Annotated in this window: 29 protein-coding genes, 1 tRNA gene and 4 pseudogenes; 25 read left to right on the top strand and 9 right to left on the bottom strand. The window is 66.1% G+C overall.

The genetic code is table 11. From position 1 onward, the window contains the following. Positions 1-86 precede the first annotated feature (86 nt). The 20 genes from AAG689_RS19670 to AAG689_RS19575 all read left to right on the top strand — a co-directional run bounded on the left by AAG689_RS19670 (position 87) and on the right by AAG689_RS19575 (position 12,586). Entirely contained in the window at positions 87-1,820 is a 1,734-nt protein-coding gene (locus tag AAG689_RS19670) for an ABC transporter substrate-binding protein (protein WP_020227949.1), read from the top strand. Between the two features lie 75 nt (positions 1,821-1,895). Next, a complete protein-coding gene (locus AAG689_RS19665; RefSeq protein ID WP_406623411.1) occupies positions 1,896-3,494 on the top strand; it encodes an FAD-dependent oxidoreductase in 1,599 nt (532 codons plus the stop codon). A 183-nt stretch (positions 3,495-3,677) separates the two neighbouring features. Beyond that, positions 3,678-4,046, top strand: coding sequence for a 50S ribosomal protein L14 (rplN, locus tag AAG689_RS19660; RefSeq protein WP_011803853.1), 369 nt, complete (start codon positions 3,678-3,680; stop codon positions 4,044-4,046). An 11-nt stretch (positions 4,047-4,057) separates the two neighbouring features. Then, complete coding sequence (gene rplX / locus AAG689_RS19655; RefSeq protein WP_406623410.1) at positions 4,058-4,378, top strand: 50S ribosomal protein L24; 321 nt, start codon at positions 4,058-4,060, stop codon at positions 4,376-4,378. 9 nt (positions 4,379-4,387) lie between these two features. Continuing rightward, positions 4,388-4,927, top strand: a complete 540-nt coding sequence (rplE, locus tag AAG689_RS19650; RefSeq protein WP_020227952.1) for a 50S ribosomal protein L5 — start codon at positions 4,388-4,390, stop codon at positions 4,925-4,927. A 9-nt stretch (positions 4,928-4,936) separates the two neighbouring features. Further along, a complete protein-coding gene (rpsN, locus tag AAG689_RS19645; RefSeq protein WP_011803856.1) occupies positions 4,937-5,242 on the top strand; it encodes a 30S ribosomal protein S14 in 306 nt (101 codons plus the stop codon). An 18-nt stretch (positions 5,243-5,260) separates the two neighbouring features. Further along, positions 5,261-5,656, top strand: coding sequence for a 30S ribosomal protein S8 (rpsH, locus tag AAG689_RS19640; RefSeq protein ID WP_020227954.1), 396 nt, complete (start codon positions 5,261-5,263; stop codon positions 5,654-5,656). Between the two features lie 24 nt (positions 5,657-5,680). Next, positions 5,681-6,214: a 50S ribosomal protein L6 gene (gene rplF, locus AAG689_RS19635; RefSeq protein WP_406623409.1), complete on the top strand. Its 534-nt coding sequence runs from the start codon at positions 5,681-5,683 to the stop codon at positions 6,212-6,214. A gap of 11 nt (positions 6,215-6,225) precedes the next feature. Beyond that, positions 6,226-6,591, top strand: coding sequence for a 50S ribosomal protein L18 (gene rplR / locus AAG689_RS19630; RefSeq protein ID WP_020227956.1), 366 nt, complete (start codon positions 6,226-6,228; stop codon positions 6,589-6,591). A 15-nt stretch (positions 6,592-6,606) separates the two neighbouring features. After that, a complete protein-coding gene (gene rpsE / locus AAG689_RS19625; RefSeq protein WP_406623408.1) occupies positions 6,607-7,128 on the top strand; it encodes a 30S ribosomal protein S5 in 522 nt (173 codons plus the stop codon). A 12-nt stretch (positions 7,129-7,140) separates the two neighbouring features. Continuing rightward, positions 7,141-7,323: a 50S ribosomal protein L30 gene (gene rpmD, locus AAG689_RS19620; RefSeq protein ID WP_024001163.1), complete on the top strand. Its 183-nt coding sequence runs from the start codon at positions 7,141-7,143 to the stop codon at positions 7,321-7,323. A gap of 10 nt (positions 7,324-7,333) precedes the next feature. After that, the gene (gene rplO / locus AAG689_RS19615; protein WP_024001164.1) at positions 7,334-7,765 is read left to right on the top strand and encodes a 50S ribosomal protein L15; all 432 of its coding nucleotides are present in this window, start codon (positions 7,334-7,336) and stop codon (positions 7,763-7,765) included. Positions 7,766-7,788: 23 nt separating this feature from the next. Then, a complete protein-coding gene (gene secY / locus AAG689_RS19610) occupies positions 7,789-9,108 on the top strand; it encodes a preprotein translocase subunit SecY (RefSeq protein ID WP_406623407.1) in 1,320 nt (439 codons plus the stop codon). A 144-nt stretch (positions 9,109-9,252) separates the two neighbouring features. After that, entirely contained in the window at positions 9,253-9,366 is a 114-nt protein-coding gene (rpmJ, locus tag AAG689_RS19605; RefSeq protein WP_003050535.1) for a 50S ribosomal protein L36, read from the top strand. 23 nt (positions 9,367-9,389) lie between these two features. Continuing rightward, positions 9,390-9,755, top strand: a complete 366-nt coding sequence (rpsM, locus tag AAG689_RS19600; protein WP_020227961.1) for a 30S ribosomal protein S13 — start codon at positions 9,390-9,392, stop codon at positions 9,753-9,755. A 16-nt stretch (positions 9,756-9,771) separates the two neighbouring features. Next, a complete protein-coding gene (rpsK, locus tag AAG689_RS19595; protein WP_011793799.1) occupies positions 9,772-10,176 on the top strand; it encodes a 30S ribosomal protein S11 in 405 nt (134 codons plus the stop codon). A gap of 92 nt (positions 10,177-10,268) precedes the next feature. Continuing rightward, positions 10,269-10,892, top strand: a complete 624-nt coding sequence (rpsD, locus tag AAG689_RS19590) for a 30S ribosomal protein S4 (protein WP_020227963.1) — start codon at positions 10,269-10,271, stop codon at positions 10,890-10,892. Positions 10,893-11,005: 113 nt separating this feature from the next. Then, positions 11,006-11,998: a DNA-directed RNA polymerase subunit alpha gene (locus tag AAG689_RS19585; protein WP_020227964.1), complete on the top strand. Its 993-nt coding sequence runs from the start codon at positions 11,006-11,008 to the stop codon at positions 11,996-11,998. A 94-nt stretch (positions 11,999-12,092) separates the two neighbouring features. Next, a complete protein-coding gene (rplQ, locus tag AAG689_RS19580; RefSeq protein ID WP_406623406.1) occupies positions 12,093-12,485 on the top strand; it encodes a 50S ribosomal protein L17 in 393 nt (130 codons plus the stop codon). A 24-nt stretch (positions 12,486-12,509) separates the two neighbouring features. Continuing rightward, a tRNA-Met gene (locus AAG689_RS19575) sits at positions 12,510-12,586 on the top strand. 103 nt (positions 12,587-12,689) lie between these two features. Here the strand turns inward: AAG689_RS19575 and rsmI are convergent. Next, positions 12,690-13,616 carry a 16S rRNA (cytidine(1402)-2'-O)-methyltransferase gene (gene rsmI / locus AAG689_RS19570; RefSeq protein ID WP_406623405.1) on the bottom strand — a complete coding sequence of 309 codons (927 nt, stop codon included), beginning with the start codon at positions 13,614-13,616 and terminating at the stop codon, positions 12,690-12,692. Here rsmI and AAG689_RS19565 point away from each other — a divergent pair. The 3 genes and pseudogenes from AAG689_RS19565 to AAG689_RS19555 all read left to right on the top strand — a co-directional run bounded on the left by AAG689_RS19565 (position 13,616) and on the right by AAG689_RS19555 (position 15,320). Continuing rightward, positions 13,616-14,022: pseudogene (locus AAG689_RS19565) on the top strand (YraN family protein). The gene rsmI and the pseudogene AAG689_RS19565 overlap by 1 nt on opposite strands. Positions 14,023-14,083: 61 nt before the next feature. Further along, positions 14,084-14,667, top strand: a pseudogene (locus AAG689_RS19560) (SIS domain-containing protein). Continuing rightward, positions 14,664-15,320 (top strand): BON domain-containing protein, encoded by a 657-nt coding sequence (locus tag AAG689_RS19555; protein ID WP_406623404.1) that lies wholly within the window; start codon positions 14,664-14,666, stop codon positions 15,318-15,320. Before AAG689_RS19560 ends, AAG689_RS19555 begins: the two are co-directional and overlap by 4 nt. Before the next feature lie 64 nt (positions 15,321-15,384). Here the strand turns inward: AAG689_RS19555 and AAG689_RS19550 are convergent, their stop codons facing one another. The 4 genes from AAG689_RS19550 to AAG689_RS19535 all read right to left on the bottom strand — a co-directional run bounded on the left by AAG689_RS19550 (position 15,385) and on the right by AAG689_RS19535 (position 19,323). Further along, positions 15,385-16,314, bottom strand: coding sequence for an NAD(P)-dependent oxidoreductase (locus tag AAG689_RS19550; protein ID WP_406623403.1), 930 nt, complete (start codon positions 16,312-16,314; stop codon positions 15,385-15,387). A gap of 76 nt (positions 16,315-16,390) precedes the next feature. Beyond that, the gene (locus AAG689_RS19545) at positions 16,391-17,527 is read right to left on the bottom strand and encodes a PilT/PilU family type 4a pilus ATPase (protein WP_020228892.1); all 1,137 of its coding nucleotides are present in this window, start codon (positions 17,525-17,527) and stop codon (positions 16,391-16,393) included. Positions 17,528-17,570: 43 nt separating this feature from the next. Beyond that, entirely contained in the window at positions 17,571-18,200 is a 630-nt protein-coding gene (locus tag AAG689_RS19540) for a cyclic nucleotide-binding domain-containing protein (RefSeq protein WP_406623402.1), read from the bottom strand. A 79-nt stretch (positions 18,201-18,279) separates the two neighbouring features. Further along, on the bottom strand, positions 18,280-19,323 hold the full coding sequence (locus tag AAG689_RS19535) for a type IV pilus twitching motility protein PilT (protein ID WP_020228894.1): 1,044 nt from the start codon (positions 19,321-19,323) through the stop codon (positions 18,280-18,282). 41 nt (positions 19,324-19,364) lie between these two features. Between AAG689_RS19535 and AAG689_RS19530 the strand changes: the two are divergent. Continuing rightward, positions 19,365-20,075 (top strand): annotated as a pseudogene (locus AAG689_RS19530) (YggS family pyridoxal phosphate-dependent enzyme); the annotation flags it as partial. Positions 20,076-20,101: 26 nt separating this feature from the next. On the opposite strand, the pseudogene ltaE reads toward AAG689_RS19530, so the two are convergent. Next, positions 20,102-21,168, bottom strand: a pseudogene (gene ltaE, locus AAG689_RS19525) (low-specificity L-threonine aldolase). A gap of 85 nt (positions 21,169-21,253) precedes the next feature. Between ltaE and AAG689_RS19520 the strand changes: the two are divergent. Continuing rightward, on the top strand, positions 21,254-22,168 hold the full coding sequence (locus AAG689_RS19520; RefSeq protein ID WP_406623401.1) for a LysR family transcriptional regulator: 915 nt from the start codon (positions 21,254-21,256) through the stop codon (positions 22,166-22,168). Between the two features lie 3 nt (positions 22,169-22,171). Here AAG689_RS19520 and AAG689_RS19515 read toward each other — a convergent pair whose 3' ends face one another. The 3 genes from AAG689_RS19515 to AAG689_RS19505 all read right to left on the bottom strand — a co-directional run bounded on the left by AAG689_RS19515 (position 22,172) and on the right by AAG689_RS19505 (position 26,887). Beyond that, a complete protein-coding gene (locus tag AAG689_RS19515; protein ID WP_406623400.1) occupies positions 22,172-23,557 on the bottom strand; it encodes an efflux transporter outer membrane subunit in 1,386 nt (461 codons plus the stop codon). Positions 23,558-23,646: 89 nt separating this feature from the next. Then, positions 23,647-25,662 (bottom strand): MacB family efflux pump subunit, encoded by a 2,016-nt coding sequence (locus AAG689_RS19510; RefSeq protein ID WP_020228899.1) that lies wholly within the window; start codon positions 25,660-25,662, stop codon positions 23,647-23,649. Between the two features lie 10 nt (positions 25,663-25,672). Continuing rightward, positions 25,673-26,887: an efflux RND transporter periplasmic adaptor subunit gene (locus AAG689_RS19505; RefSeq protein ID WP_406623399.1), complete on the bottom strand. Its 1,215-nt coding sequence runs from the start codon at positions 26,885-26,887 to the stop codon at positions 25,673-25,675. Between the last annotated feature and the right edge of the window lie 2 nt (positions 26,888-26,889).

Here is a 26,889-nt window from a genome sequence, read left to right as displayed (position 1 = left end):
AATTTGAAAATTCCATGGCGCTGGACCGTTCCTCCCCCGAGGTCGGCGTCCCAATGAAGGTGGGGGAGTCCTATGAGGAGACAGCAATGAAGATGCAGTTCAGGCAAATAGCATTCGCCGCCGCGGCCCTGGCGTTGGGGCAGGCCGCTTGGGCCGGCGAGGCCGAAGCCAAGAAGTGGATCGACAGCGAGTTCCAGCCCTCCACGCTGTCCAAGGACCAGCAGATGGCCGAGATGAAGTGGTTCATCGACGCGGCCAAGAAACTGCAGGCCAAGGGCGTGAAGGAGATTTCCGTGGTGTCCGAAACCATCACCACGCACGAATACGAATCCAAGACGCTGGCCAAGGCGTTCAGCGAGATCACCGGCATCACCGTCAAGCACGACCTGATCCAGGAAGGCGACGTGGTCGAGAAGCTGCAAACATCGATGCAGTCGGGCAAGTCCATCTACGACGGCTGGATCAGCGACTCCGACCTGATCGGCACGCACTACCGCTACGGCAAGATGATGAACCTGACCGACTACATGGCAGGCGCCGGCAAGGAGTGGACCAACCCTGGCCTGGACATCAACGACTTCATCGGCATCAAGTTCACCACCGCGCCCGACGGCAAGCTCTACCAACTGCCCGACCAGCAGTTCGCCAACCTGTACTGGTTCCGCGCCGACCTGTTCGACCGCAAGGACATCAAGGACAAGTTCAAGGCCAAGTACGGCTACGACCTGGGCGTGCCGCTGAACTGGAGCGCGTATGAGGACATCGCCGAGTTCTTCACCAACGACGTGAAGAACATCGACGGCAAGCCCATCTACGGCCACATGGACTATGGCAAGAAGGACCCGTCGCTGGGCTGGCGCTTCACCGATGCGTGGCTCTCGATGGCCGGTTCCGCCGACATCGGCGCGCCCAACGGCCTGCCCATCGACGAATGGGGCATCCGCGTGGCCGACGACAAGTGCACCCCCGTGGGCGCCAGCGTGGCCCGTGGCGGCGCCACCAACTCGCCCGCCGCCGTCTACGCGCTCACCAAGTACGTGGACTGGATGAAGAAGTACGCGCCCAAGGAAGCCATGGGCATGACCTTCGGCGAAGCCGGCCCCGTGCCTGCCCAGGGCCAGATCGCGCAGCAGATCTTCTGGTACACCGCCTTCACCGCCGACATGACCAAGCCCGGCCTGCCCGTGGTGAACGCCGATGGCAGCCCCAAGTGGCGCATGGCCCCCGGCCCCAACGGCCCGTACTGGAAGCAGGGCATGCAGAACGGCTACCAGGACGTGGGCTCCTGGTCCTTCTTCAAGGGCCACGACGCCAACAAGACGGCCGCCGCATGGCTGTACGCCCAGTTCGTGACCGCCAAGACCACCTCGCTCAAGAAGACGCTGGTGGGCCTGACGCCGATCCGCGAGAGCGACATCCAGTCCAAGGCCATGACCGACGCCGCGCCCAAGCTCGGCGGCCTGGTCGAGTTCTACCGCAGCCCTGCGCGCGTCGCCTGGTCGCCCACCGGCACCAACGTGCCCGACTACCCCAAGCTGGCCCAGCTCTGGTGGAAGAACGTGGCCCAGGCCGTCACCGGCGAGAAGACGCCCCAGGCCGCCATGGACACGCTGGCCGACGAGATGGACCAGGTCATGGCCCGCCTGCAGCGCGCCGGCATGGAGCACTGCGCGCCCAAGCTCAACCCCAAGGGCGATCCCGCCAAGTGGCTGAGCGACAAGCACGCGCCCTGGAAGAAGCTGGCCAACGAAAAGCCGAAGGGTGAAACCATCGCCTACGACCGCCTGCTGCAAGCCTGGAAGGAAGGCAAGGTGCGCTGATCCCCGGGCGGCTCCCGGAGGGGAATCTAGGGTAAACCCTGAAATCCCCCTCCGGATTGTGGACAATGGACTCTTATGACTAGCGAAACGCCTTCTCCCCTGGCCACCGAGCGCGCCGAACTCCTGGCGCGGCTGGCGCAGCCCGTGACCTATGACGTGGCCGTCATCGGCGGCGGCGCCACGGGACTGGGCGTGGCGCTGGACGCAGCCGCGCGCGGGTTCTCGGTCGTCCTGCTGGAGTCGCACGACTTCGCCAAGGGCACCTCGTCGCGCGCCACCAAGCTGGTGCACGGCGGCGTGCGCTACTTGGCGCAGGGCAACATCGCCCTGGTGCGCGAGGCGCTGCACGAGCGCACCACGCTGCTGCGCAACGCGCCGCACCTGGCGCAGCCGCTGGCCTTCGTCATGCCGTCCTACAAGCTGTGGGAAACGCCGTTCTACGGCGCAGGCCTGAAGATGTACGACGCGCTGGCGGGCAAGGCCGGCCTGGGGCCGACCGAATTTCTCGGGCGCATGGAAACCCTACGCTGCCTGCCCACCGCCATGGCGGACGGGCTCAAGGGCGGAGTGAAGTATTGGGACGGGCAATTCGACGACGCCCGCCTGGCCCTGGCCCTGGCACGCACGGCGGCACGCCAAGGCGCGCTGGTGCTCAACTATTGCCCGGTGGCCGATCTGCTCTACGAGGGCGGCAAAGTGGCCGGGCTGGTCTGCGAGGACGCGGAAACCTCCCGCCGCTTCGATGTATGGGCCCGCTGTGTCATCAACGCCACGGGCGTCTGGGTGGACGGCCTGCGCCAGCGCGACGGCCAGGCCCAGGGCCTGAACGTCAAGCCCATGGTGGCGCCCAGCCAGGGCGTGCACATCGTGGTGGACCGCGAGTTCCTGCCCTCCGACCATGCCCTGATGGTGCCCAAGACGGCCGACGGCCGGGTGCTCTTCGCGGTGCCGTGGCTGGGCAAGCTCATCTTGGGCACGACCGACAGCCCGCGCCAGGACCTGGCGCGCGAGCCCCAGGCCATGCGGGAGGAAGTGGCCTTCATCCTCGGCGAGTCCGCGCGCTACCTGCGCCGCGCGCCGCGCGTGGAGGACGTGCGCAGCATCTGGGTGGGCCTGCGCCCTCTCGTCAAGCCGCAGGACGAGGACGGCGGCAACACCAAGAGCATCAGCCGGGAGCACACCGTGCTGGCCAGCCGCAGCGGGCTGGTGACGGTCACGGGCGGCAAGTGGACCACCTACCGTGCCATGGCCGAGGACGTGCTGCGCAAATGCATGGACGAGCACCTGCTGCCCTCGCGCCCGGGCGGCGTGACCGTGGCCTTGCCCATGGTAGGCGCCGACGGCCGCAAGGGCGGGCAGGGCCTGAGCGCACCCCAGGGGCTGCACTCCTACGGATCGGAGGCGCATGCCGTCGCCCGCCTGCCGGGGGCGGACGTGGCGCTGGCCCCGGGTCTGACCGAGGCCATGGTGCGGTTCGCCGCTCGGTACGAATACGCGCGCACGGTGGAAGATGTACTGGCCCGGCGTGCCCGCATTCTGTTCTTGGACGCACGCCTTGCCGCATCCCTGGCCCCCCGCGTGGCGGAAATCCTCGTCGAGGAATTACCGGGCCATGACCCGCAGTTGGCCGCGTTCCTGGCGCTGGCGCAACAGTACGCGAGCGTTCCGGCCTAAAAAGCGCTTGACGCGTTTATCGAGTTCGGCAACAATAGACGGCTTCGCGTTATTCAAGCGCGGAGTTTCTGCCCAGCGGGAAGCATCGCAAGTGGTTTGCGGCGCGGACGACGGGCCCAAGACTGACTGGCATGCGGGGGCTCTTCAAGGCTCCGGCCGCTGGTACAAGTTGGGAATATTGAAATGATCCAGACAGAATCTCGGTTAGACGTTGCCGACAATACCGGCGCGAAGTCCGTCCTGTGCATCAAGGTGCTGGGCGGTTCCAAGCGTCGCTATGCCAGCGTTGGCGACATCATCAAGGTGAGCGTGAAGGAAGCTGCTCCGCGTGGCCGCGTCAAGAAGGGCGAGGTCTACAGCGCCGTGGTCGTTCGTACGGCCAAGGGCATCCGCCGCGGCGACGGCTCGCTCGTCAAGTTCGACGGCAATGCCGCCGTGCTGCTCAACTCCAAGCTGGAGCCGATTGGCACCCGCATCTTCGGGCCCGTGACGCGTGAACTGCGTACCGAGCGCTTCATGAAGATCGTGTCCCTGGCTCCTGAAGTTCTCTAAAAGGACACGCCATGAACAAGATCCGCAAGGGCGACGAGGTCATCGTGATCGCCGGGCGTGACAAGGGCAAGCGCGGCACGGTCGCGCTGCGCAGGGATGACTCCCATCTGGTCATCGAAGGTATCAACCTGGTCAAGAAGCACGTCAAGCCGAACCCCATGAAGGGCACCACCGGCGGCATCGTGGAAAAGGCCATGCCCATCCACCAGTCCAACGTGGCCATCTTCAATGCCGCGACCGGCAAGGCCGACCGCGTGGGCATCAAGGTGCAGGCCGACGGTTCGCGCGTTCGCGTGTTCAAGTCCAGCGGCGCCGAAATCAAGGCCGCCTAAGGAGTTCCCATGGCACGACTGCAACAAATCTACCGCGACAAGATCGCTCCCGAACTGGTCAAGCAGTTCGGCTACACCTCGCCAATGCAGGTTCCCCGTCTGACCAAGATCACGCTCAACATGGGCGTGAGCGAGGCCGTGGCGGACAAGAAGGTCATGGACAACGCCGTTGCCGACCTGACCAAGATCGCTGGCCAGAAGCCCGTGGTGACCAAGGCCAAGAAAGCCATCGCCGGCTTCAAGATCCGCGAAGGCCAGGCCATCGGCTGCATGGTGACGCTGCGTGGCGTCCAGATGTACGAGTTCCTGGACCGTTTCGTTACCGTGGCTCTGCCCCGCGTGCGCGACTTCCGTGGTATCTCCGGCCGCGCTTTCGACGGCCGTGGCAACTACAACATCGGCGTCAAAGAACAGATCATCTTCCCTGAAATTGAGTACGACAAGGTCGATGCCCTGCGCGGTCTCAATATCAGCATCACCACGACGGCCAAGTCCGACGAGGAAGCCAAGGCGCTCCTCACGGCTTTCCGTTTCCCGTTCAAGAACTAAAGGCAGCGTATGGCTAAAGTAGCTTTGATCCAGCGCGAACTGAAGCGCGAAAAACTGGCCGCCAAGTACGCCGCCAAGTACGCGGAACTGAAGGCCATCGCTGGCGACGCCAAGCGCAGCGACGAAGAGCGCGAAGCAGCCCGTCTGGGCCTGCAGAAGCTCCCGCGCAACGCCAATCCCACGCGCCAGCGCAACCGCTGCGAGATCACGGGCCGTCCCCGTGGCACCTTCCGCCAATTCGGTCTGGGCCGCGCCAAGATCCGTGAACTGGCTTTTGCCGGTGACATCCCTGGTGTCACCAAGGCCAGCTGGTAAGCAGGCAGGAGAGATAACATGAGCATGAGTGATCCCATCGCTGACTTGCTGACCCGCATCCGCAACGCGCAAATGGTGTCCAAGGCCACCGTGTCGGTGCCTTCTTCCAAGGTGAAGGTTGCCATCGCGCAGGTGCTGAAGGACGAGGGTTACATCGACGGCTTCGAAGTGAAGAACGCCGACGGCAAGTCTGAACTCGAAATCGCCCTGAAGTACTACGCCGGCCGTCCGGTGATCGAGCGCATCGAGCGCGTGAGCCGTCCTGGCCTGCGCGTGTACAAGGGCCGCGATTCCATTCCGCAAGTCATGAACGGCCTGGGCGTGGCGATCGTCACGACCCCCAAGGGCGTGATGACCGACCGCAAGGCGCGCGCTACCGGTGTCGGCGGCGAAGTGCTGTGCTACGTGGCCTAACGCGGCATTGAGGAGAAAACTGAAATGTCCCGAGTAGGTAAATCCCCGGTGACCATCCCCGCAGGCGTGGATGTGTCCATCAAGGACGACCAGATCAGCGTCAAGGGCGCAGGCGGCACGCTGTCGCTGGCCCAGAATGCGCTGGTCAAGGTGTCCAGCAACGACGGCAAGCTGAGCTTCGAGCCCATCAACGACTCGCGTGAAGCCAATGCCATGAGCGGCACGGTGCGTCAGCTGGTGAACAACATGGTGGTCGGCGTCAGCAAGGGCTTCGAGAAGAAGCTCACGCTGATCGGCGTGGGTTTCAAGGCGGCAGCCTCCGGCGCCAAGCTGAACCTGAGCGTCGGTTTCTCGCACCCCGTGAACTTCGAGATGCCCTCCGGCATCACCGTCGCCACTCCGACCCCGACCGAGATCGTGATCAAGGGTGCGAACCGCCAGGTGGTGGGCCAGCTGGCCGCCGAGATCCGCGCCGTTCGTCCTCCCGAGCCCTACAAGGGCAAGGGCATCCGCTACGCGGATGAGAAGGTCGTGATCAAAGAGACCAAGAAGAAGTAAGGAGCTGCAGCATGTTGACCAAGAAAGAGCAGCGTCTTCGTCGTGCCCGTCAGACCCGCATCCGCATTGCCCAGCAAGAGGTAGCGCGCCTGACCGTCAACCGTACGAACCTCCATATCTACGCCAGTGTGATCTCCGGCGACGGCACCAAGGTGCTGGCCAGCGCTTCCACTGCCGAAGCCGATGTGCGCAAGTCGCTCGGTGGCTCCGGCAAGGGGGGCAATGCCGCCGCGGCCCAGGTCATCGGCAAGCGCATCGCTGAGAAGGCGAAGGCGGCCGGTGTCGAGAAGGTTGCATTCGATCGCGCAGGTTTTGCATACCACGGTCGCGTGAAGGCTCTGGCCGATGCGGCCCGTGAAGCCGGCCTGCAGTTCTAAGCGGAGCGGATAAAAATGGCTAAATTTCAACCCAAGGTGCAGAGCGAAGGCCAGGACGACGGTCTGCGCGAAAAAATGATCGCGGTCAACCGCGTGACCAAAGTCGTGAAGGGCGGCCGTATCCTCGGCTTCGCTGCACTGACGGTGGTCGGCGACGGTGACGGCCGCGTGGGCATGGGCAAGGGCAAGTCCAAGGAAGTGCCTGCAGCCGTGCAGAAAGCAATGGAAGAAGCGCGTCGCAACATGGTGAAGGTGTCCCTGAAGAACGGCACCATCCACCACGGTGTGACCGGCCACCACGGCGCAGCTGTGGTGATGGTGGCTCCGGCCCCCAAGGGTACCGGCATCATCGCCGGCGGTCCGATGCGCGCCGTGTTCGAGGTGATGGGCATTACCGACATCGTGGCCAAGAGCCATGGGTCGTCCAACCCCTACAACATGGTTCGTGCGACGTTCGACGCCCTGGCCAATTCCACTACGCCGGCCGAAGTGGCCGCCAAGCGTGGCAAGACGGTCGAAGACCTCTTCGCTGCCTGATAGGGAGGCGATATGACAACGCAACAAACCGTCAAGATTCAATTGGTGCGCAGCCCGATCGGCACCAAGGAGTCGCACCGCGCCACCGTGCGTGGCCTGGGCCTGCGCAAGCTCAACAGCGTGAGCGAGCTCCAGGACACGCCCGAAGTGCGCGGCATGATTAACAAGATCAGCTATCTGGTCAAGATCCTCTGAGAGGTTGATGATGGAACTCAATAGCATCAAGCCCGCAGAAGGTGCCAAGCACGCCAAGCGCCGTGTCGGTCGCGGCATTGGCTCGGGCCTGGGTAAGACCGCTGGCCGGGGCCACAAGGGCCAGAAGTCGCGTTCCGGCGGCTACCACAAGGTGGGCTTCGAAGGCGGCCAGATGCCTCTGCAGCGCCGTCTGCCCAAGCGCGGATTCAAGTCGCACCTGCTGAAGTTCAATGCCGAAGTGACGCTGACAGCCCTGAACCAGTTGGAACTGGCCGAAGTGGACGTGCTCGCCCTGAAGAAGGCCGGCCTCGTGAACGAATTGGCCAAGGTGGTCAAGGTGATCAAGAGCGGCGAGATCTCCAAGGCAGTCAAGCTGTCGGGCATCACCGCCACTGCTGGCGCCAAGGCAGCCATCGAGGCTGCTGGCGGCAGCTTGGCCTGATCCGGCTTTGAAGAAAGGCACCCGTGGCTACTAACGCAGCTCAACTGGCGAAGACGGGTCGTTTCGGCGACCTGCGTCGGCGGCTGGTTTTCCTGCTGCTCGCGCTGGTCGTCTATCGCGTGGGCGCGCACATTCCCGTGCCTGGTATCGATCCGGCGCAGTTGCAGCAGTTGTTCAGTGGCCAGCAAGGCGGCATCCTGAACCTCTTCAACATGTTCTCGGGTGGGGCGCTCTCGCGTTTCACGGTCTTCGCGCTGGGGATCATGCCGTACATCTCGGCATCGATCATCATGCAACTGATGACCTACGTCGTCCCGACGTTCGAGCAACTGAAGAAGGAAGGCGAGGCGGGCCGCCGCAAGATCACCCAGTACACGCGCTATGGCACTCTGGCGCTGGCGATCTTCCAGTCGCTGGGCATTGCAGTGGCCTTGGAAAGTTCCGCTGGCCTGGTGTTGAGCCCTGGCTTCGGGTTCCGCATGACGGCCGTGGTCAGCCTGACGGCGGGCACCATGTTCCTGATGTGGCTGGGTGAGCAAATCACCGAGCGCGGCCTGGGCAACGGCATCTCGATCTTGATCTTCGCGGGCATCGCCGCGGGTCTTCCGAGTTCCATCGGCGGCTTGCTGGAACTGGTACGCACGGGGGCCATGAGCATCCTGGCAGCGATCTTCATCGTGCTGGTCGTGGGGCTGGTGACCTATTTCGTGGTGTTCGTGGAGCGTGGCCAGCGCAAGATCCTGGTGAACTATGCGCGCCGGCAGGTGGGCAACAAGGTGTATGGTGGGCAGTCGTCCCACCTGCCGCTGAAGCTCAATATGGCCGGGGTGATTCCGCCGATCTTCGCGTCGTCCATCATCCTGCTGCCGGCCACGGTGGTGAACTGGTTCAGCGCAGGGGAGTCCATGCGCTGGCTGCGTGACATCTCGGGCGCGTTGACGCCTGGCCAGCCGGTCTATGTGATGTTCTACGCGGCAGCCATCGTCTTCTTCTGCTTCTTCTACACCGCGCTGGTCTTCAACAGCCGGGAGACGGCGGACAACCTGAAGAAGAGCGGGGCGTTCATTCCTGGCATCCGCCCGGGGGAGCACACCGCGCGCTATATCGACAAGATCCTGGTCCGGCTGACGCTGGCGGGGGCCATCTACATCACGTTCGTGTGCCTGCTGCCGGAGTTCCTGATCCTGAAGTACAACGTCCCGTTCTACTTCGGCGGCACTTCGCTGCTGATCATCGTGGTGGTGACGATGGACTTCATGGCCCAGGTGCAGAACTACATGATGTCGCAGCAGTACGAATCGCTGCTCAAGAAGGCGAACTTCAAGGCGGCACCAGGTACCTGATTCCGACGCCTCTTTGGCGAATGCGCTATAGTCGCGGGTTCGCCAGAGAAGTACGGTTTATTGATGCCCTTCGATCCATCGCGGGCACATGTTTTGTGTTCCGTGCAGTGGGCCGGAACGATTGGATAGTTTTAGGAGAATGCAATGAGGGTTTCGGCTTCGGTCAAGAAAATCTGCCGTAACTGCAAGATCATCCGCCGCAAGGGCGTGGTTCGCGTGATCTGCACGGATCAGCGCCACAAGCAGCGCCAAGGTTGATCGGGAAAGATTAGAGGACGCAAATGGCACGTATCGCTGGTATCAACATCCCGCCCCATCAACATGCCGAGATTGGCCTGACGGCCATCTATGGTATCGGGCGCACCCGTGCTCGCAAGATCTGCGAAGCATGCGGCATTGCCTATTCCAAGAAGGTGAAGGAGCTGACCGACGCAGATCTGGAAAAGATCCGCGATCAGATCGCCCAGTTCACTATCGAAGGTGACCTTCGTCGTGAGACGACGATGAACATCAAGCGCTTGATGGACATCGGCTGCTACCGCGGCTTCCGCCACCGTCGTGGCCTGCCCATGCGCGGTCAGCGTACGCGCACCAATGCCCGCACCCGCAAGGGTCCGCGCAAGGGCGCGGCGGCACTGAAGAAGTAAGGATTGAAAGATCAATATGGCCAAGTCTCCTGCCAATAACGCCGCGCAGCGCGTGCGCAAGAAGGTTCGCAAGAACGTGTCGGATGGCATCGCCCACGTGCATGCGTCCTTCAACAACACCATCATCACGATCACGGATCGTCAGGGCAATGCGCTGTCCTGGGCTTCTTCCGGTGGCCAGGGCTTCAAGGGTTCGCGCAAGTCGACGCCTTTCGCTGCCCAGGTAGCATCGGAAGTCGCGGGCCGCGCTGCCATCGAACAAGGCATCAAGAACCTGGATGTCGAGATCAAGGGCCCTGGCCCTGGCCGCGAATCCTCGGTGCGCGCTCTGGGTGCACTGGGCATCCGCATCACGTCCATTTCCGACGTGACGCCTGTCCCGCACAACGGCTGCCGTCCCCAGAAGCGCCGTCGCATCTGATTTTTTTCACTGAAGCCCACCGCCACCGATCGCCTGGCGCGATGGTGGCTCCCGCAGGTTCCTGCGGCAGCTGATTACACAAGGAAATACACGTGGCACGTTATCTCGGCCCCAAGGCCAAGCTCTCCCGCCGTGAAGGCACCGACCTGTTCCTCAAGAGCGCACGTCGCTCCATCGCGGACAAGGCGAAGTTCGATTCCAAGCCTGGCCAGCATGGCCGCACCTCCGGCGCCCGTACGTCCGACTACGGTCTGCAACTGCGCGAAAAGCAGAAGGTGAAGCGCATGTACGGCGTGCTGGAAAAGCAGTTCCGCCGTTACTTCGAAGCTGCCGAGCGCCGCAAGGGCAACACCGGTGCGAACCTGCTGTCGCTGCTGGAATCGCGCCTGGACAACGTCGTCTACCGCATGGGCTTCGGCTCCACGCGCGCCGAAGCGCGCCAGCTCGTGTCCCACAAGGCCATCACCGTGAATGGCCAGTCCGTCAATATCGCCTCCTACTTGGTGAAGGACGGCGATGTGGTGGCCGTGCGCGAAAAGTCCAAGAAGCAGGCGCGCATCGTCGAAGCCCTGCAACTGGCGCAGCAAGTGGGCATCCCGGCATGGGTGGAAGTGAACGCCGACAAGGTCGAGGGCGTCTTCAAGAAGGCGCCGGACCGCGATGAGTTCGGTGCAGACATCAACGAATCCCTGATCGTTGAGTTGTATTCGCGCTAAGCCTAGCTGATACACGTTAACCGAAATCGTCCCTGAACCGCGAGGCATCGCGGTTTAGGCGCTTCACCAGCCTTACCGGTGTAACGAGCTGGGGGTATTGAGAGGAAGTCTGCATGCAAACCAATTTGCTGAAACCCAAGGCAATCAATGTCGAGCAGCTTGGCCCCAACCGCGCCAAGGTCGCATTGGAGCCCTTTGAGCGCGGTTACGGCCACACGCTGGGCAATGCCATCCGCCGTGTACTGCTCTCGTCCATGGTGGGGTACGCAGCAACGGAAGTGACGATTGCGGGAGTCTTGCACGAATATTCGTCGATCGATGGCGTCCAGGAAGATGTCGTCAACATCCTGTTGAATCTCAAAGGGGTTGTGTTCAAGCTGCACAACCGTGACGAGGTTACGCTGAGCCTGCGCAAGGACGGCGAGGGTGTGGTGACGGCGCGCGATATCCAGACACCGCACGACGTTGAAATCGTGAACCCCGACCATGTCATTGCCACCCTGTCCGCAGGCGGCAAGCTCGACATGCAGATCAAGGTGGAGAAGGGCCGCGGCTACGTGCCGGGCAACCTGCGCCGCTATGGGGATGAATCCACCAAGTCGATCGGCCGTATCGTGCTGGATGCATCGTTCTCCCCGGTCAAGCGTGTGAGCTACACGGTCGAGAGCGCCCGTGTCGAGCAGCGGACCGACCTGGACAAGCTCGTGGTAGAGATCGAGACCAATGGCGCCATCACGGCCGAAGACGCAGTGCGTGCCTCCGCCAAGATCCTGGTGGAGCAGCTGGCGGTCTTCGCACAGCTCGAAGGGGGTGAACTGGCGGCGTTTGACGCTCCTGCCAGCTCCCGCGGGGCTGCGACGTTCGACCCGATCCTGCTGCGTCCTGTGGACGAGCTGGAGCTCACGGTTCGTTCGGCGAACTGCCTGAAGGCCGAGAACATCTACTACATCGGCGACTTGATCCAGCGTACCGAGAACGAACTGCTCAAGACCCCGAACCTGGGCCGCAAGTCGCTCAACGAGATCAAGGAAGTGCTGGCTTCGCGCGGTCTTACGCTGGGCATGAAGCTCGAGAACTGGCCGCCTGCCGGCCTGGATAAGCGCTGAGTTATAATTTTTGGCTTCCTCTCCAAGAGGAAGAGTGCTCCGGGCAGTACCTGATACGGCTGCCCGTTTTAATTGACTGATAAGGAAAAGCACCATGCGCCACGGACACGGACTCCGTAAACTGAACCGCACCAGCTCGCACCGCCTCGCGATGCTGCAGAACATGATGAACTCGCTCATCGAGCACGAGGCCATCAAGACCACACTGCCCAAGGCCAAGGAACTGCGTCGGGTGATCGAGCCCATGATCACGCTGGCCAAGGAAGACTCCGTGGCGAACCGCCGCCTGGCTTTCAATCGCCTGCGCGACCGTGACAGCGTGACCAAGCTCTTCAATGAATTGGGCCCCCGCTTCAAGGCGCGCCCGGGCGGCTACACCCGCATCCTGAAGATGGGTTTCCGTGTTGGCGACAATGCGCCCATGGCTTTTGTGGAATTGGTTGAACGTTCCGAAGTTTCTGCTGGCGAAGCGGAAGCTGCAGCCTAAAAATAGGCTATAATACTTTTCTACCGCGCGATGGAGCAGTCTGGTAGCTCGTTGGGCTCATAACCCAAAGGTCGGAGGTTCAAATCCTTCTCGCGCAACCAATAAGGAAAAAAGCCACGACATTGTCGTGGCTTTTTTTGTCTCGTTCGTTTGCATTTTGGCCGAAGGTGCCTGTCTATGGCCCGGCAGCAGGCTTCTTGGCAACTATGGCGAAGTTGTCTGCTTCAGGGCCAGTGCTTGCTGGTACAGCGCATTCCTGGGCTCTTGGGTGATGTCTGCTGCGAGGCGCACGGCAGTCTTCACGGGCAAGGCCTCCAGCAACAGCCGAAGCACTCGCAGTCCTTCGCCATCCATGGCGGGAGTGGCATGCGCGAGTGGATGCACGATCACCACGAATTCTCCGCGGGCGCGCTGCGCACCTGCCGCCAGCCATGCGGCTAGTGCGTCTGCACGGCACGTGGCGATTTCTTCGTATTGCTTGGTGAGTTCCCGTGCCAGGGTGACTTGGCGTGCACCCAGCGCGGCCAGGTCGGATGCCAGGCTGGCAATGCGATGCGGGGCCTCCAGCAGGACGGCACTCCGTGGTTCGCTGGCCAGCTGCTGCAGGGCGGTGGCGCGCTCGCTGCCTTTGGCGGGCAGGAATCCGGCAAATACGAAACCATTGTCGTGGGAGGCGCCGGCGATGGCTCCGGCAACACTCATGGCGCACGTCACACTGCTGGCGCCCGGAAGCGGAATGCAGCGCATGCCGGCGGCGTGTACTGCTGCCACCAGGCGGGCTCCGGGGTCGCTGATGCCCGGGGTGCCGGCATCGCTTGCATAGGCGATCCTCTCTCCGCGTCCCAGACGTTCAATCACCTTTTGTGCTGCCTGCGCTTCGTTGTGCTGGTGCACGGAGATCAACTGTTCCGGGCTCTTGTCTACGCCGTACGCGCGCAACAGGGCCTGTGTATGGCGGGTGTCCTCGCATGCGATGGCATCTACAAGCTGCAGGACATGCAGTGCCCGCAGAGTGATGTCGGCCAAGTTGCCGATTGGCGTGGCCACGACATACAGTGCTCCCTGCGGATAATGCTGGGATGCTGCCGCTTCACGTGCGGCACTCAGGGCGGAGGAAAAGGAGGCGGACAATGGGTTTCCTCGGCAAAAAAACCAATACGGGCGGTGTGAGACGCAAAGCGGACACCACGCTGCAGCGGGGCCAGCACGCAGAGGACGAAGCGCTCGCGTACCTGATCAGCGCCGGCATGCTGCTGGTCGAACGCAATTATCGGACGCCTGGCCGGGGGGAGGGGAAATTGACCTTGTCATGCGCGAACGGGACGGCACATTGGTCTTCGTCGAGGTGCGCAGCCGTGCGACGGCCGCCTTTGGCGGTGCGGCAGGTAGCGTGGGACGGGTCAAGCAGCAGAGGCTCGTGCGGGCGGCGCAGTACTTTCTGATGCGTTGGTCCTCCCCGCCGGCGTGCCGCTTCGACGTGATCTCCATCGAGGATGGTTCCTTGCAATGGCTGCGCGCCGCTTTCGACGCAGGGTAGTGCCTGTACGCCTACCGTTTGCTACAGAAGGCAGGGTGCCCGCAGGTATCATCCACGGCTCATGCTTGAGCAACGTGTCCAACAGCATTTCATCGACAGTGCCGACCTGAAATACCAGGCGGCGCAGGTTCTCAGCCAACCGATCGAGGCCGCGGTGCAGGCCATTCTGGCCTGCGTGACCAATGGAGCGAAGGTCCTGGCATGCGGCTGCGGCCTCTCGGCCCCGCAGGCGCAGCAATTCGCCGCCCTGTGCGTATCCGGCTTCGAGCGGGACCGGCCGGAACTGGCCGCCCTGGCACTCACGCACGAGGCGATATGGATGGCAGGCACCGATACCGCTGCCCTGGCACGGCAGGTCCGCGCCTTGGGCCAGGCGGGTGACCTGCTGCTGGCCATTACCGCCGATGGCAATGAGCCTGCCATCCTGGATGCCGTGCAGGCTGCCCACGAGCGCGACATGACGGTCGTCGCCCTGTGCGGCCGCGATAGCGGGGCTTGGCTTCCTTGCTGCACGAAACCGATGTGCAGATCTGCGTGCCGCATGACCGCGCCGCGCGGGTACGGGAGGTGCATAGCCTGGTATTGCATTGCCTGTGCGATGGGGTGGATGCCCAATTACTTGGAGAACAGGAGATTCCTCTATGACATTCCAGATCGTGCGCACTCCATGCGCGTTGCTGGCCGCGGTGACGTTGGCGGGCGGCTTGGCGGCATGCGCCCCGCTCGTCATCGGGGGCGGCGCCGTCATGGGCACTCTGGTCGCCACCGACCGGCGCACCGCAGGCTCGCAGGTGGAGGACGAGGGGATCGAGTTCCGCACGGCCAGCCGCATCCGCGAGACCCTGGGCGACAACGTGCATGTGAACGTCACGAGCTACAACCGCCAGGTGCTGCTGACGGGCGAAGTGCCGGCCGCCGCCGATGGGCAGAAGGTGGAACAGATCGCGCTGGGCGTGGAGAACGTGCGCTCGGTGGTCAATGACCTGGGCGTGATGCCCAACTCCACGCTGAGCCAGCGCTCCAACGACACCTTCATCACCGGCAAGGTGCGTGCCAGCCTCGTGGATGCCAAGGACCTGTCTGCCAACGCGTTCAAGGTGGTGACCGAGCGGAACGTGGTCTACCTGATGGGGCGTGTGACCGAGCGCGAGGCCAAGCGGGCGACAGAGATCGCACGGGGCGTGAACGGCGTGCGCAAGGTGGTCCGTGTCTTTGAAACGATTTCCGAGGAAGAGCTCAGCCGGGCAGCCGTGCGGCAGCCGGCACCCGTCTCCCAGGATCCCGCTGCCCAGCAGTAGCAGAGCGGGCAATAGGCAGGCTGCGCGTGAGCGCGCCTGCCACACCGTGCCCTTGCAATGGAGGTCAGGCCTTCTTGGTCGCGAGGCGGGTGATGAGGCTCGAGGTATCCCACCGGTTGCCGCCCGCACGCTGCACGTCGGCGTAGAACTGGTCCACCAGCGCCGTCACCGGCAGGCGGGCGCCATTGCGCTTGGCTTCGTCGAGCACCAGGCCCAGATCCTTGCGCATCCAGTCCACGGCAAACCCGAAGTCGAAGCGTCCTTCGACCATGGTCTTGCCCCGGTTCTCCATCTGCCAGCTTTGGGCGGCACCCTTGCTGATCACGTCAAGCACCAGGGGCATGTCCAGGCCGGCGTGCTGGCCGAACGCAATGGCTTCCGACAGGCCCTGCACCAGTCCGGCGATGCAGATCTGGTTCACCATCTTGGCCAACTGGCCGGCCCCACTGTCGCCGATGCGGGTGAAGGCGCGGGAGAAGGCCAGTGCAGTGGGGCGCACCGCGTCGAAGGCCGGCTGGCTGCCTCCGCACATCACCGTCAACTGTCCGTTCTGGGCGCCGGCCTGCCCGCCGGAGACCGGGGCATCGATGAACTGCAGGCCCAGGGCCTTCGCTGCCGTATCGAGTTCGCGTGCCACGGCGGCGGAGGCCGTGGTGTGGTCCACGAAGATGGCGCCGGGCTGCATGCCGGCAAAGGCGCCGTCGGCGCCCAGCACCACGGAGCGCAGATCGTCGTCGTTGCCCACGCAGCAGAAGACGATGTCCGCGCCCTGCGCCGCCTCGCGGGGCGTGTTCGCGTGCTGCACCTTGCCGGTTTCCGCGAACTCGGCGCACCATGCTTCCGACTTGGCGGCCGTGCGGTTGTAGACGGTCACGGCATGGCCGGCGCGCGCCAGATGGCCTGCCATGGGATAGCCCATGACGCCCAGGCCCAGGAAGGCCACGCGGCGCGCGGGAGCCGGCTCGTAGGTGCGGGGATTGATGCTGCTGGTCATGTCTAGTGGGTCTCCAATAAAAAACGACCCGCCGCTGTGGGCGGGCTGGGGGCTGCAACCGTGCGCCGGCGTACGGTCACACGATGGCGAAGTGTTCGGTGCCGGAGGCGAGGTCCGTGGTCTTGGCGCGTTGGCTGCTCAGCTTGATCTGCAGGCGCAGATCGTTCACCGAGTCCGCGTTGCGCAAGGCATCCTCGTAGGTGACCACATTCGCCTCGAACAGATCGAACAGTGCCTGGTCGAAAGTCTGCATGCCGAGGTTGCGGCTCTTCTTCATGATCTCCTTGATCTCGGCCACCTCGCCCTTGAAGATCAGGTCGGCGATCAGCGGCGTGTTGAGCATCACCTCGACCGCTGCGGCCCGGCCCTTGCCATCCTGCTTGGGAAGGAGGCGCTGCGAGACCATGGCGCGCAGGTTCAGCGACAGGTCCATGAGCAGTTGCGCGCGGCGTTCCTCGGGAAAGAAGTTGATGATCCGGTCCAGCGCCTGGTTGGCACTGTTGGCGTGCAGCGTGGCCAGGCACAGGTGGCCGGTTTCGGCGAAGGCCACGGCGTGCTCCATGGTTTCGCGGTCGCGGATCTCGCCCATCAGGATAACGTCGGGCGCCTGGCGCAGTGTGTTCTTCAACGCGGCTTCCCAGCTGTCGGTATCCAGGCCCACCTCGCGCTGCGTGACGACGCAGTTCTTGTGCGGATGCACGAACTCGATGGGGTCCTCCACCGTGATGATGTGGCCGAACGAGTGCTCGTTGCGCCAGTCCACCATGGCGGCCAGGGAGGTCGACTTGCCCGAGCCCGTGGCGCCGACCAGGATGCACAGGCCGCGCTTGGTCATGGTGATTTCCTTGAGCACCTGCGGCAAGCCCAGGCCATCGATGGTCGGCAGGGTGAGCGGAATGGTCCTCAGCACCATGCCCACGCGGCCTTGCTGGATGAAGGCGTTGACGCGGAAGCGCCCGACGCCTGCGGGCGCGATGGCGAAATTGCATTCCTTGGTGCGCTCGAAATCCGCCACCTGCTTGTCGCTCATGATCGAGCGTGCCAGCGTCAGGGTGTGCGTGGGGGTGAGCGGCTGTGGCGACACCTTGGTGACCTTGCCGTCCACCTTGATGGCCGGAGGGAAGTCCGCCGTGATGAACAGGTCGCTCCCTCCCCGGCTGACCATCAGCTTGAGCAGGTCGTTGATGAATTTACTGGCCTGATCGCGTTCCATCCCTGTACCTCCCGTGGACTCGCCTTGTGTATGGGGCCGCTGTTCAGCGTTGATTCTCACTCAGCCGCGCACTCACCACGCGCAGCCGCAGGGAGAGCTTGCGTGCCAGCAATGCGACCAGGCTGGCGGCCAGCTGGGGGTCCTGGGACATCATCTCGTCCATGGCCTCGGCGCTCAGCACGGCGACCTCGCAGTCGGTGAGCGTGGTACATGCGGAGAACCGGACGCCGCTGTCGAGCAGCGACATCTCCCCCAGGATGTCGCCGGGGCGGGTCTCGGCCAGCCGCAGCTGCTCGCCCCAGGGCTGCACACGGTCCACGGCGATGGTGCCGGTGAGCAGCACCACCATGAAGTTGCCGTATTCGTCCTGGCGGATGACGTCGCGGTTGGGCGGAATGGCGGCGAACTCGAAAAAGCGCTCCATGCGCTCCACGGCATCCTGGTCCAGGTGCGCCATGTACTTGTCCTTGCCCCACAGCGACTGCAGCAGCTTGCCGCCGCGGCTCTTGGGCAGGCGCTTGGCGCCGACCTCCACCGCGCGCGCTTCCCAGGGCACGAGCAGGGATTCGTCCACGCCCTGGCCGGCGAAGGCCGTGGTGAAGAACACCGAGTCGTGGCTCTCTTCGCTGGGCTTGCGGGCCTTGGTCTTGAGCAGGCTGAGGATGCCTTTCATGGGAATGCTCCGATCGCTGGGCCACTGCGAGGCCAGTGGCTTCTAGGATGACGTGGTGCCCGGCCGCACCCGCAGGCGGCTAGCCGGGGAAGTTCTCCGGAATCTTAGCCTTGCTGCGCGCTTCGGCGGGACTGATGATGTTGCGGCGCACCAATTCGGTGAGATTCTGGTCCAGCGTCTGCATGCCCGCGCTGTTGCCCGTCTGGATGGTGGAATACATCTGTGCCACCTTGGCCTCGCGGATCAGGTTGCGGATGGCGCTGGTGCCCAGCATGATCTCGTGCGCCGCCACGCGGCCGGAACCGTCCTTGAGCTTGCACAGCGTCTGCGAGATCACGGCCTGGAGCGACTCCGACAGCATCGCCCGCACCATTTCCTTTTCCTCGGCGGGGAACACATCGATGATCCGGTCGATGGTCTTGGCGGCGCTCGACGTGTGCAGCGTGCCGAACACCAGGTGGCCTGTCTCGGCCGCCGTCATGGCCAGGCGGATGGTCTCCAGGTCGCGCATTTCGCCGACGAGGATGGCATCCGGGTCTTCGCGCAGCGCGGACTTGAGCGCCGCGGCGAACGACAGCGTCATCGGCCCCACCTCGCGCTGGTTCACCAGGCACTTCTTGGACTCGTGCACGAACTCGATCGGGTCCTCGATGGTGAGAATGTGGCCGTACTCCGTCTCGTTGAGGTGGTTGATCATCGCTGCCAGCGTAGTGGACTTGCCCGAGCCCGTCGGGCCGGTCACCAGCACCAGGCCGCGCGGCTTGAGGGACAGGTCGGCGAAGATCTTGGGCGCGTTGAGCTGCTCCAGCGTGAGGATCTTGCTCGGGATGGTCCGGAACACGGCGGCCGCACCGCGGTTCTGGTTGAACGCGTTGACGCGAAAGCGCGCCAGGCCGTCGATCTCGAACGAGAAATCGACTTCCAGGAACTCCTCGTAGGCCTTGCGCTGCGCATCGCTCATGATGTCGTACACCATGGCGTGGACGGTCTTGTGGTCCAGCGCATCCACATTGATGCGGCGTACATCCCCGTGGACCCGGATCATCGGCGGCAGGCCTGCGGAAAGGTGCAGGTCCGACGCCTTGTTTTTCACGCTGAAGGCGAGCAGTTGGGTGATGTCCACGGAAGGTCCCTCGAATCGTTTGGTACGCTTGGGCGGACATTATGACGACGATCGGTAACAACCTCCAGCACGTGCAAAGCCGCATCGCGCGGGCCTGCGCGGCGGCCGGGCGCCCTGCGGATGCCGTGGCGCTGCTGGCCGTTTCCAAGACCTTCGGACCCGAGGCCGTGCGCGACGCGGCGCTCGCCGGCCAATGCGCCTTCGGCGAGAACTACATCCAGGAGGCCGTGGAGAAAATGGCCGTGGTGGCGGACATGCAGCTGCCCCGGCCGCTGCAGTGGCATTGCATCGGCCCCATCCAGAGCAACAAGACGCGGCTGGTGGCCGAGCACTTCGACTGGGCGCACACCGTGGACCGCCTCAAGATCGCGCAGCGCCTGTCGGAGCAGCGCCCCGCGCACCTGCCTCCGCTCATGGTGTGCCTGCAGGTCAACGTGGACGGCGGGCCCACCAAGTCCGGCGTGGCGCCCGGCGAGGCGCTGGCGTTGGCCGAGGCGGTGGCCCGGCTGCCGCGCCTGGTGCTGCGCGGCATCATGAGCATTCCCGATGATGCTCCTGATTTCGAAGCGCAGCGCGCTCTCCACCACAGGGCGGCAGCCGTTTTCGACCAGATCAAGGCCAGCGGCGTGGCCGGGCTGGAGCAGTTCGACACGCTGTCCCTCGGCATGACGGGCGACCTGGAGGCCGCAGTGGCTGCGGGCAGTACCCTGGTGCGCGTGGGCAGCGGCATCTTCGGCGCGCGCAGCTACGCGCGCGCGCCGGCTGAGCGGCGCGCCGCTCAGGCCGGCGCGAAGCGCCGGGTGCAGTCCAAGGCCTGCGCCACGTCCTGCGGCCCCACGTCGAGGTGCGTGACCCAGCGCAGGCGCGTGGCGCCGCCGTAGAGGCTGCCGGTCACGCGCACTCCGTGCTGCGCGAGCCAGGCCGTGAAGGCCGGGGCCACGTCGGCCTGCACGTCGCAGAACAGGATGTTGGTGTGGGCCGAGGCTACGGCCAGCTTGCCCGCCAGCGCCGGGTGGCTGCGCCCCGCCTCGGCCAGGCCCTGCGCGAGCGTGCGCAGCAGGGCGTGGTCGTCGGCCATGCGCCGCACGTGGTGCTGCAGCGCATGGTGGCCGGCGGCGGCCAGCAGGCCCGCCTGGCGCATGCCGCCGCCCAGGATCTTGCGCGTGCGCCGCGCCTGGCGGATGAAGGCCTGCGGGCCCAGCAGAAGCGAGCCTACGGGTGCGCCCAGCCCCTTGGAGAGGCAGACCGACGCGGTGTCGAAATGCGCGCAGATGGCGCGCGCCGCCTCGTACACGTCGCTGCCGTCCGCTTCGGCCTGGGCCGTGGCCGCGTTGAACAGGCGCGCGCCATCCAGGTGCAGTGCCAGGCCGCGCGAGCGCGCGAGCTGCGCAACCTCGGCGATGTAGGGCAGCGGCAGGGCTGGCCGCCCGTGGTGTTCTCCAGCACCACGAGGCGCGAGCGCGCGAAGTGCGGATCGTCGGGCTTGATGGCGGCCGCGATGTCGGCCGGGCGCAGCGTGCCGTCGGGCTGGGTCTCCACCGGCTGGGGCTGGATCGAGCCGAGCACGGCCATGCCGCCGCCTTCCCAGCGGTAGGTGTGCCAGCTCTGGCCCACGATGGCCTCGTCGCCGCGCTGGCAGTGGCCCATGAGCGCGATCAGGTTGGTCTGCGTGCCGGTGGGCGCGAACAGCGCGGCCTCGAAGCCGAGCAACTGCGCGGCATGGTCCTGCAGGGCGTTCACGGACGGGTCGTCGCCGAACACGTCGTCGCCCAACGGGGCCTGCAGCATGGCGTGCCGCATGGCGGGCGTGGGCTGGGTGACGGTGTCGCTGCGAAAGTCGGGCATGGTGGCTATCCTCGGGCGGGGTGTCGATGGCCGTGAGTGTGCGTGCAGCCGACGCCGCCGAGGTTGAGAAATGCTGCCGCCATCCATGAGAAACAGGAAACCCACCACTTCACCGCGCCTGCCGCTCGAAGACCTGCGCGTGTTCGACGCCGTGGTACGCCACGGCGGCATCGGGGCCGCGGCCGACGCGCTTGCGCTGACGCAGGGCGCCGTCAGCAAGCGCATCAGCGCGCTGGAGGCCAAGGCCGGCGTGCGGCTGCTGGAGCGCGGCAGCCGCAAGGCCGCGCCCACGCGCGCGGGCCTGGTGCTGGCGGCCTCCACGGCGCAGGCGCTCGAAGCGCTCGCCACGGCCTGGCAGGCGGTGGCCGTGCCGGCCGCCGATGCGGGAGCGCACCGGCTGGCGGTGTCGTGCGAACGCTCGCTGGCGCTGCGCTGGCTCATTCCCCGGCTGGGCGGCTTCCAGGCGCTGCACCCGGAAGTGGTGGTGCACGTCCAGGCGGGCGGCGGCCCGGTGGACTTCGGCGCCGAAGGCGCGGACGTGGCCATCCGCCGCGACGACTTCGCCCCGGGCCGTGCGGTGCAGACGGCGCCGCTGATGCCCGAACCCATGGCCCTGGTGCTGGCGCCCGCGCTGCTGCCGGCCTGGCGGCAGGCGCCGCGCACCGTGCGGCGCCTGCACAGTGCCACGCGGCCCGATGCCTGGGCCCAGTGGGTACTGGCCTGCCCGCAGGCGGACGGCGTGGCGGGCCGGGCGGCTGCGCCCTCGCAGATGTTCGAGCACTGGTTCCTGGCCATCCAGGCCGCCGAATCGGGCCTGGGCGCGCTTGTGGCCCCGGTGCCGCTGGTGGCCGATGCGCTGGCGCAGGGGCGGCTCGTCGCGCCGCACGGCAGCATGGCCGGGCAGGGTGCCTACGTGCTGCTGTGGCCGCGCGGCAGGCGCTCGGTGTGGCGCGACCGTTTCATGGCGTGGCTGCGCGGGCAGGTGCCACCCGCGCAATGATGCTCAGGCGCCGCCCAGGGCCTGGTACAGCGTGGCGTGGTTCACCAGGCGGTTCAGCCGGTTCTCGGCCAGTGCCGTCTCGGCGGAGCGGCGCTTTTCCTGGGCGTCGAGCCAGGGCTTGAGCGCCACGGCGCCCGCGCGGTAGCGCACCTCGTAGAGGCGCTCGGCCCTGCGCGCGTCGGCCAGCGACTGTTCGAGCTGCGCTGCCTGCTCGGCGTACTGCCGGCGGGCCGACAGCGCGTTGTCCACGTCGGTCAGGGCCTGGTAGAGCGTCTGGCGGAAGGTGACCACCGCGCGCTCGTAGTCGGCCTGCGCGATGGCGGTGCTGATGCGCATCTCCGTCTGGTTGAGGAACGGCAGCACCAGCCCCGCGCCCAGCGTGGCCACGGGGTTGGCCAGCACGCTGCCGAGCGCGCTGCTGGCGCCGCCGAGCGCTCCGGTGAGCGAGAGCTGGGGGTAGTACGACAGGCGCGTCGCGTCGCCGCTGGCCAGCGTGCCGCGCAGCCGCAGCTCGGCCGCGCGCAGGTCGGGGCGGCGCGCCAGCAGCTCGGCCGGCAGGCCGGCGGCCACGTCGGGCAGCGGCGCGGCGGGCAGGGTTTGCGGCGCGCTCCATCCCGGGGCGGCGGGTCCGGTGGCCGAGCCGTCGAACAACAGCATGAGCGCGTTCGAGGTTTCCACGTACTGCTGCTGCAAATTGGCCAGGGCGGCGCGCTGGCTCGCCAGGCTCTGGCGCGACTCGGCCAGCTCCAGCGACGAGACCGCGCCCGCGTCGTATTGCGTCTGCACCAGCGCGAGCGTGCGCTCGGCATAGCCGATGCTCTCGGTGGCCGCCGCCAGGCGCTGGTTGTAGTAGGCGAGCTGCCAGTACAGCGTGGCCGTGGTGCCCGCCAGGGCCTGGGCCGTGGCCTCGCGGTCCTCTGCCGTGGCCTGGGCTTCCCAGCGCGCGGCGTCGAGCGATGCGCCCAGGCGGTTCCACAGGTCCAGCTCGTAGCTCACGCCCAGCGAGGCGCTGTTCGAGCGCGTGGTGCCGCCGCCGTCCAGCGGCCGCCCCGCGCTCGTGCTGAGGTTCGCGTTGACGCTGGGGCGGTGCTCCGTGAGCCGGGCCTGCAGCTGCGCGCGCCGCACCTGGATGGTGGCCGCGGCCAGGTTGTTGTTGCGCGTCAGCGCGGCTTCGACCAGGCTGTCGAGCACCGGGTCGTTGAAGGCCTTCCACCAGTGGCCGGTGGCGGCCTGCGCATCGCGTGCGCCGGCCTGTGCCTGCGGGGCGTTCGGCCATTGGGCGGGCACCGCCACGGCGGGCGCCTCGTAGGGCGTGCGCAGCGTGGAGCAGCCGGCGAGCGCCAGGGCCAGCGCCAGCATGGCGGGGCGAAGGAGTGCGGTCTGTGTCATGGGAAGCCCTGGGTTTCCGTGCGAAAGATACAAGCCAAATCGGCCTCTAGCGCTTATCTGGAAAGCGCGAGAAGCTATTGAAAAGAGAGCTACTCACGCGCCAGTGCCTGGACCGGGTCGAGCCGTGCGGCGCTGCGCGCCGGCAGGAAGCCGAAGACCACGCCGATCAGCGAGGCGCACGCGAAGGCCGCGGCCATGGAGCTGGTCGAGTACGCCATCTGGAACTCGCTGCTGGCGCGCGCGAACACCGCGCCGAACGCGAGCGCGGCCAGGATGCCGAGCACGCCGCCGATCAGGCACACCAGCACGGCCTCGATCAGGAACTGCTGCTGGATGTCGCTCTGGCGCGCCCCCACGGCCATGCGCACGCCGATCTCGCGCGTGCGCTCGGTCACGCTGACCAGCATGATGTTCATCACGCCGATGCCGCCCACCACCAGCGAGATCACGGCGATGGAGGAGATCAGCAGCGTCATGGTGCGCGTGGTGGCCTCGATCGTCTGGCGGATGCTGTCGGTGTTGAGCACGTAGAAGTCCTTGCGCCCGTGGCGTCGCTCCAGCAGCTGGTTGATGCCCTGCTCGGCGGCCTCGGTGGGCGCGTCGTCGCGCACGCGCACCGTGATGCTGCGCAGGTAGTTCTGGTTGACGACGCGGCTCATGGCCGTGGTGTAGGGCACGAAGACGTTGAGCGCCTCGCTGTTGCCGAAGGCCGAGTCGCTCTTGGCCGCCACGCCGATCACGCGCACCGGCACGCTGCCCAGCAGCACGACCTCGCCCACGGGGTTGGGCGTGTTGGGGAACAGCGTCTTGCGCGTGTTGTCGTCGATCACGGCCACCTGGTCGCGGCGCGCGACGTTATCGGCGTCGAAGGCGTTGCCCTGGGCGATCTTCACGCCCTTGACGCGGAAGTACTGCTCGCCCGCGCCCATCACCGTGGCCGAGGCCTCGACGTTGCGGTAGCGGGCCGTCACGCTGCTGGACAGCGTGGGCGTGACGCTGTCCACGTAGCCCTGGCGCGCGAGCGCGTCGGCATCGGCGGGCACCAGGGTGCGCACGGCGGCCGCGCGCCGGTCGCCGAAGCCCGAGCCCGAGAAGATCTCGATGGTGTTGGTGCCGATGGCGCTGATGTTCTTGAGCACCTGCTGGCGCGAGCCCTCGCCCAGCGCCACCACGGCCACCACCGAGGCGATGCCGATGATGATGCCCAGCATGGTCAGGAAGGTGCGCAGGCGGTGCGCGTTCATGGCCAGCAGCGCCATCTGGAAGGCTTCGATGAAGCGGTCGCGCAGCGCCCCTAGCCCGTCGCGCGGCGCGGGCGCGGCGGGGCGGGCGCCGGCCGCGGGGCCGGTTGGGGTGCGCGCGGCGGCGCGCGCCGTGGGGTGGTCGCCGATGATGCAGCCGTCGCGGATCTCGATGATCCGCTCGGCATGCTCGGCCACGGCCATGTCGTGCGTCACGATGATGATGGTGTGGCCTTCGGCGTGCAGCTCCTGGAGGATCTTCATCACCTCCTCGCCGCTCGCGGTGTCGAGTGCGCCCGTGGGCTCGTCGGCCAGGATCACGCTGCCGCCGTTTATGAGCGCCCGCGCGATGGACACGCGCTGCTGCTGCCCGCCCGAGAGCTGGCCGGGACGGTGGCCCATGCGGTCCTGCAGGCCCAGCCGCGCCAGCAGGGCTGCGGCGCGCTCGTGGCGCTGCGGGCCGGGCACGCCGGCGTACACGGCCGGCACCTCCACGTTGCCGCGCGCCGTCAGGTCGCCCAGCAGGTGGTAGCGCTGGAAGATGAAGCCGAAGTGGCCCCGGCGCAGCGCGGCCAGCTCGTCGGCATCCAGCGAGTGCGTCTCGCGCCCGCCCACGCGGTAGCTGCCGGCGGTGGGCTGGTCCAGGCAGCCCAGGATGTTCATGAGCGTGGACTTGCCCGAGCCCGACTGCCCGACGATGGCCACCATCTCGCCCGCGCGGATGTCCAGGTCGATGTCCTTGAGCACGGCGATGGTGCCTTCGCCGGCCGGGAATTCGCGGCGCAGACCGCGCAGCTCGAGCAGCGCGGGGCCCGTGCCGCCTGCAGCGCCGCCCACGGTGGAGGAGGGGAATTCCTGCTTCATCGCGGCGGCCTCACAGGCGCATCGGCGGGCGACGCATGTTGCCCTGCTGCGGCGCTCCGCCGGCGGCGGCTTCGCCCAGCACGACCTTGTCGCCCTCGGCCAGGCCCTCGGTCACCTCGGCGCTCACGTTGTTGTTGATGCCCACGCGGATCTGGCGCTGCTGGGGCTGGCCGTCCTCGCCCAGCACGCGCACGGCGTAGCGGCCGTCCTTGCCGCGGCGGCCGAGCGCCGACGAGGGGATGACGATCGCGTCCTTGGCCTGCGCGCGCACGATGGTCACCTGCGCCGTCATCGAGATGCGCAGCTTGTTGTCCGGGTTGGGCACGTCGAACAGGCCGTTGTAGTAGATGGCCGTGGTGGTGCTGGTGCTCGTGCTGGAGGACGATGCGCCCGTGCTCTCGGTGAGGATGGCGTCGGTCGCGGGCTCGATGGTGCGCAGCTTGGCGTGGTAGCGCTCGTCGGGCTGGCCCAGGATCGTGAAGTACACGGGCAGGCCGGGCTGCACCTTCACCACGTCGGCCTCGGAGATCTGGGTCTTCACCGTCACCGTGTCGAGCTGCGCCACCTTGATGATGGTGGGGGTGGTCTGGTTCGCGTTCACCGTCTGGCCCTGCTGCACCACCAGTGCCACGACGATGCCGTCGATGGGCGAGACGATCTTCGTGTAGCCCAGGTTCACCTTGGCCGTGTCGGCCGTGATCTCGGCCTGCTTGATCTGGGCGCGCAGCGCGGCGATGTTGGCGCGCGTGGTGGCCAGCTTGGCCTCGGCGGCCTCGAAGTCGGCGCGCGAGCCCGCCTCGTTGTCGAACAGGTGCTTCTGGCGCTTGTAGGCCAGCTCGGCCTCGATCAGCGAGGCCTGCTGCGCGGCGAGCTGGGCGCGCACGTTCTCCAGCGCGGCCTCGGCGTTGCGCACGGTGTTCTGCTGCGTGGTCGAGTCGATCTCGGCCACGGGCTCGCCCTTCTTCACGCGCTGGCCCAGCTCCACGAACAGGGTCTTGACCTGGCCCGACACCTGCGCGCCCACGCTCACCTGCTTGAAGGCCTGCACGGTGCCCGTGGCCAGCACCGAATCCTCCAGGTCGCCGCGCGTGGCGGTGGCGGTCACGAAGCGCGGGGCGGGCGGGGCGCTGAAGAACAGCAGCTTGGCGCCCACGGCCAGGGCCGCGAGCACGATCAGGGCGAGGACGATGCGCCAGGGGGTGAAGAGCTTGCGGGAGATCGGCATGG

The sequence above is a fragment of the Acidovorax sp. SDU_ACID1 genome (assembly GCF_045291395.1).
Taxonomy (GTDB): Bacteria; Pseudomonadota; Gammaproteobacteria; order Burkholderiales; family Burkholderiaceae_C; genus MR-S7.
The sequence above is the reverse complement of the archived record's forward strand: the minus strand, read 5'-3'. Positions and strand labels throughout refer to the sequence as shown.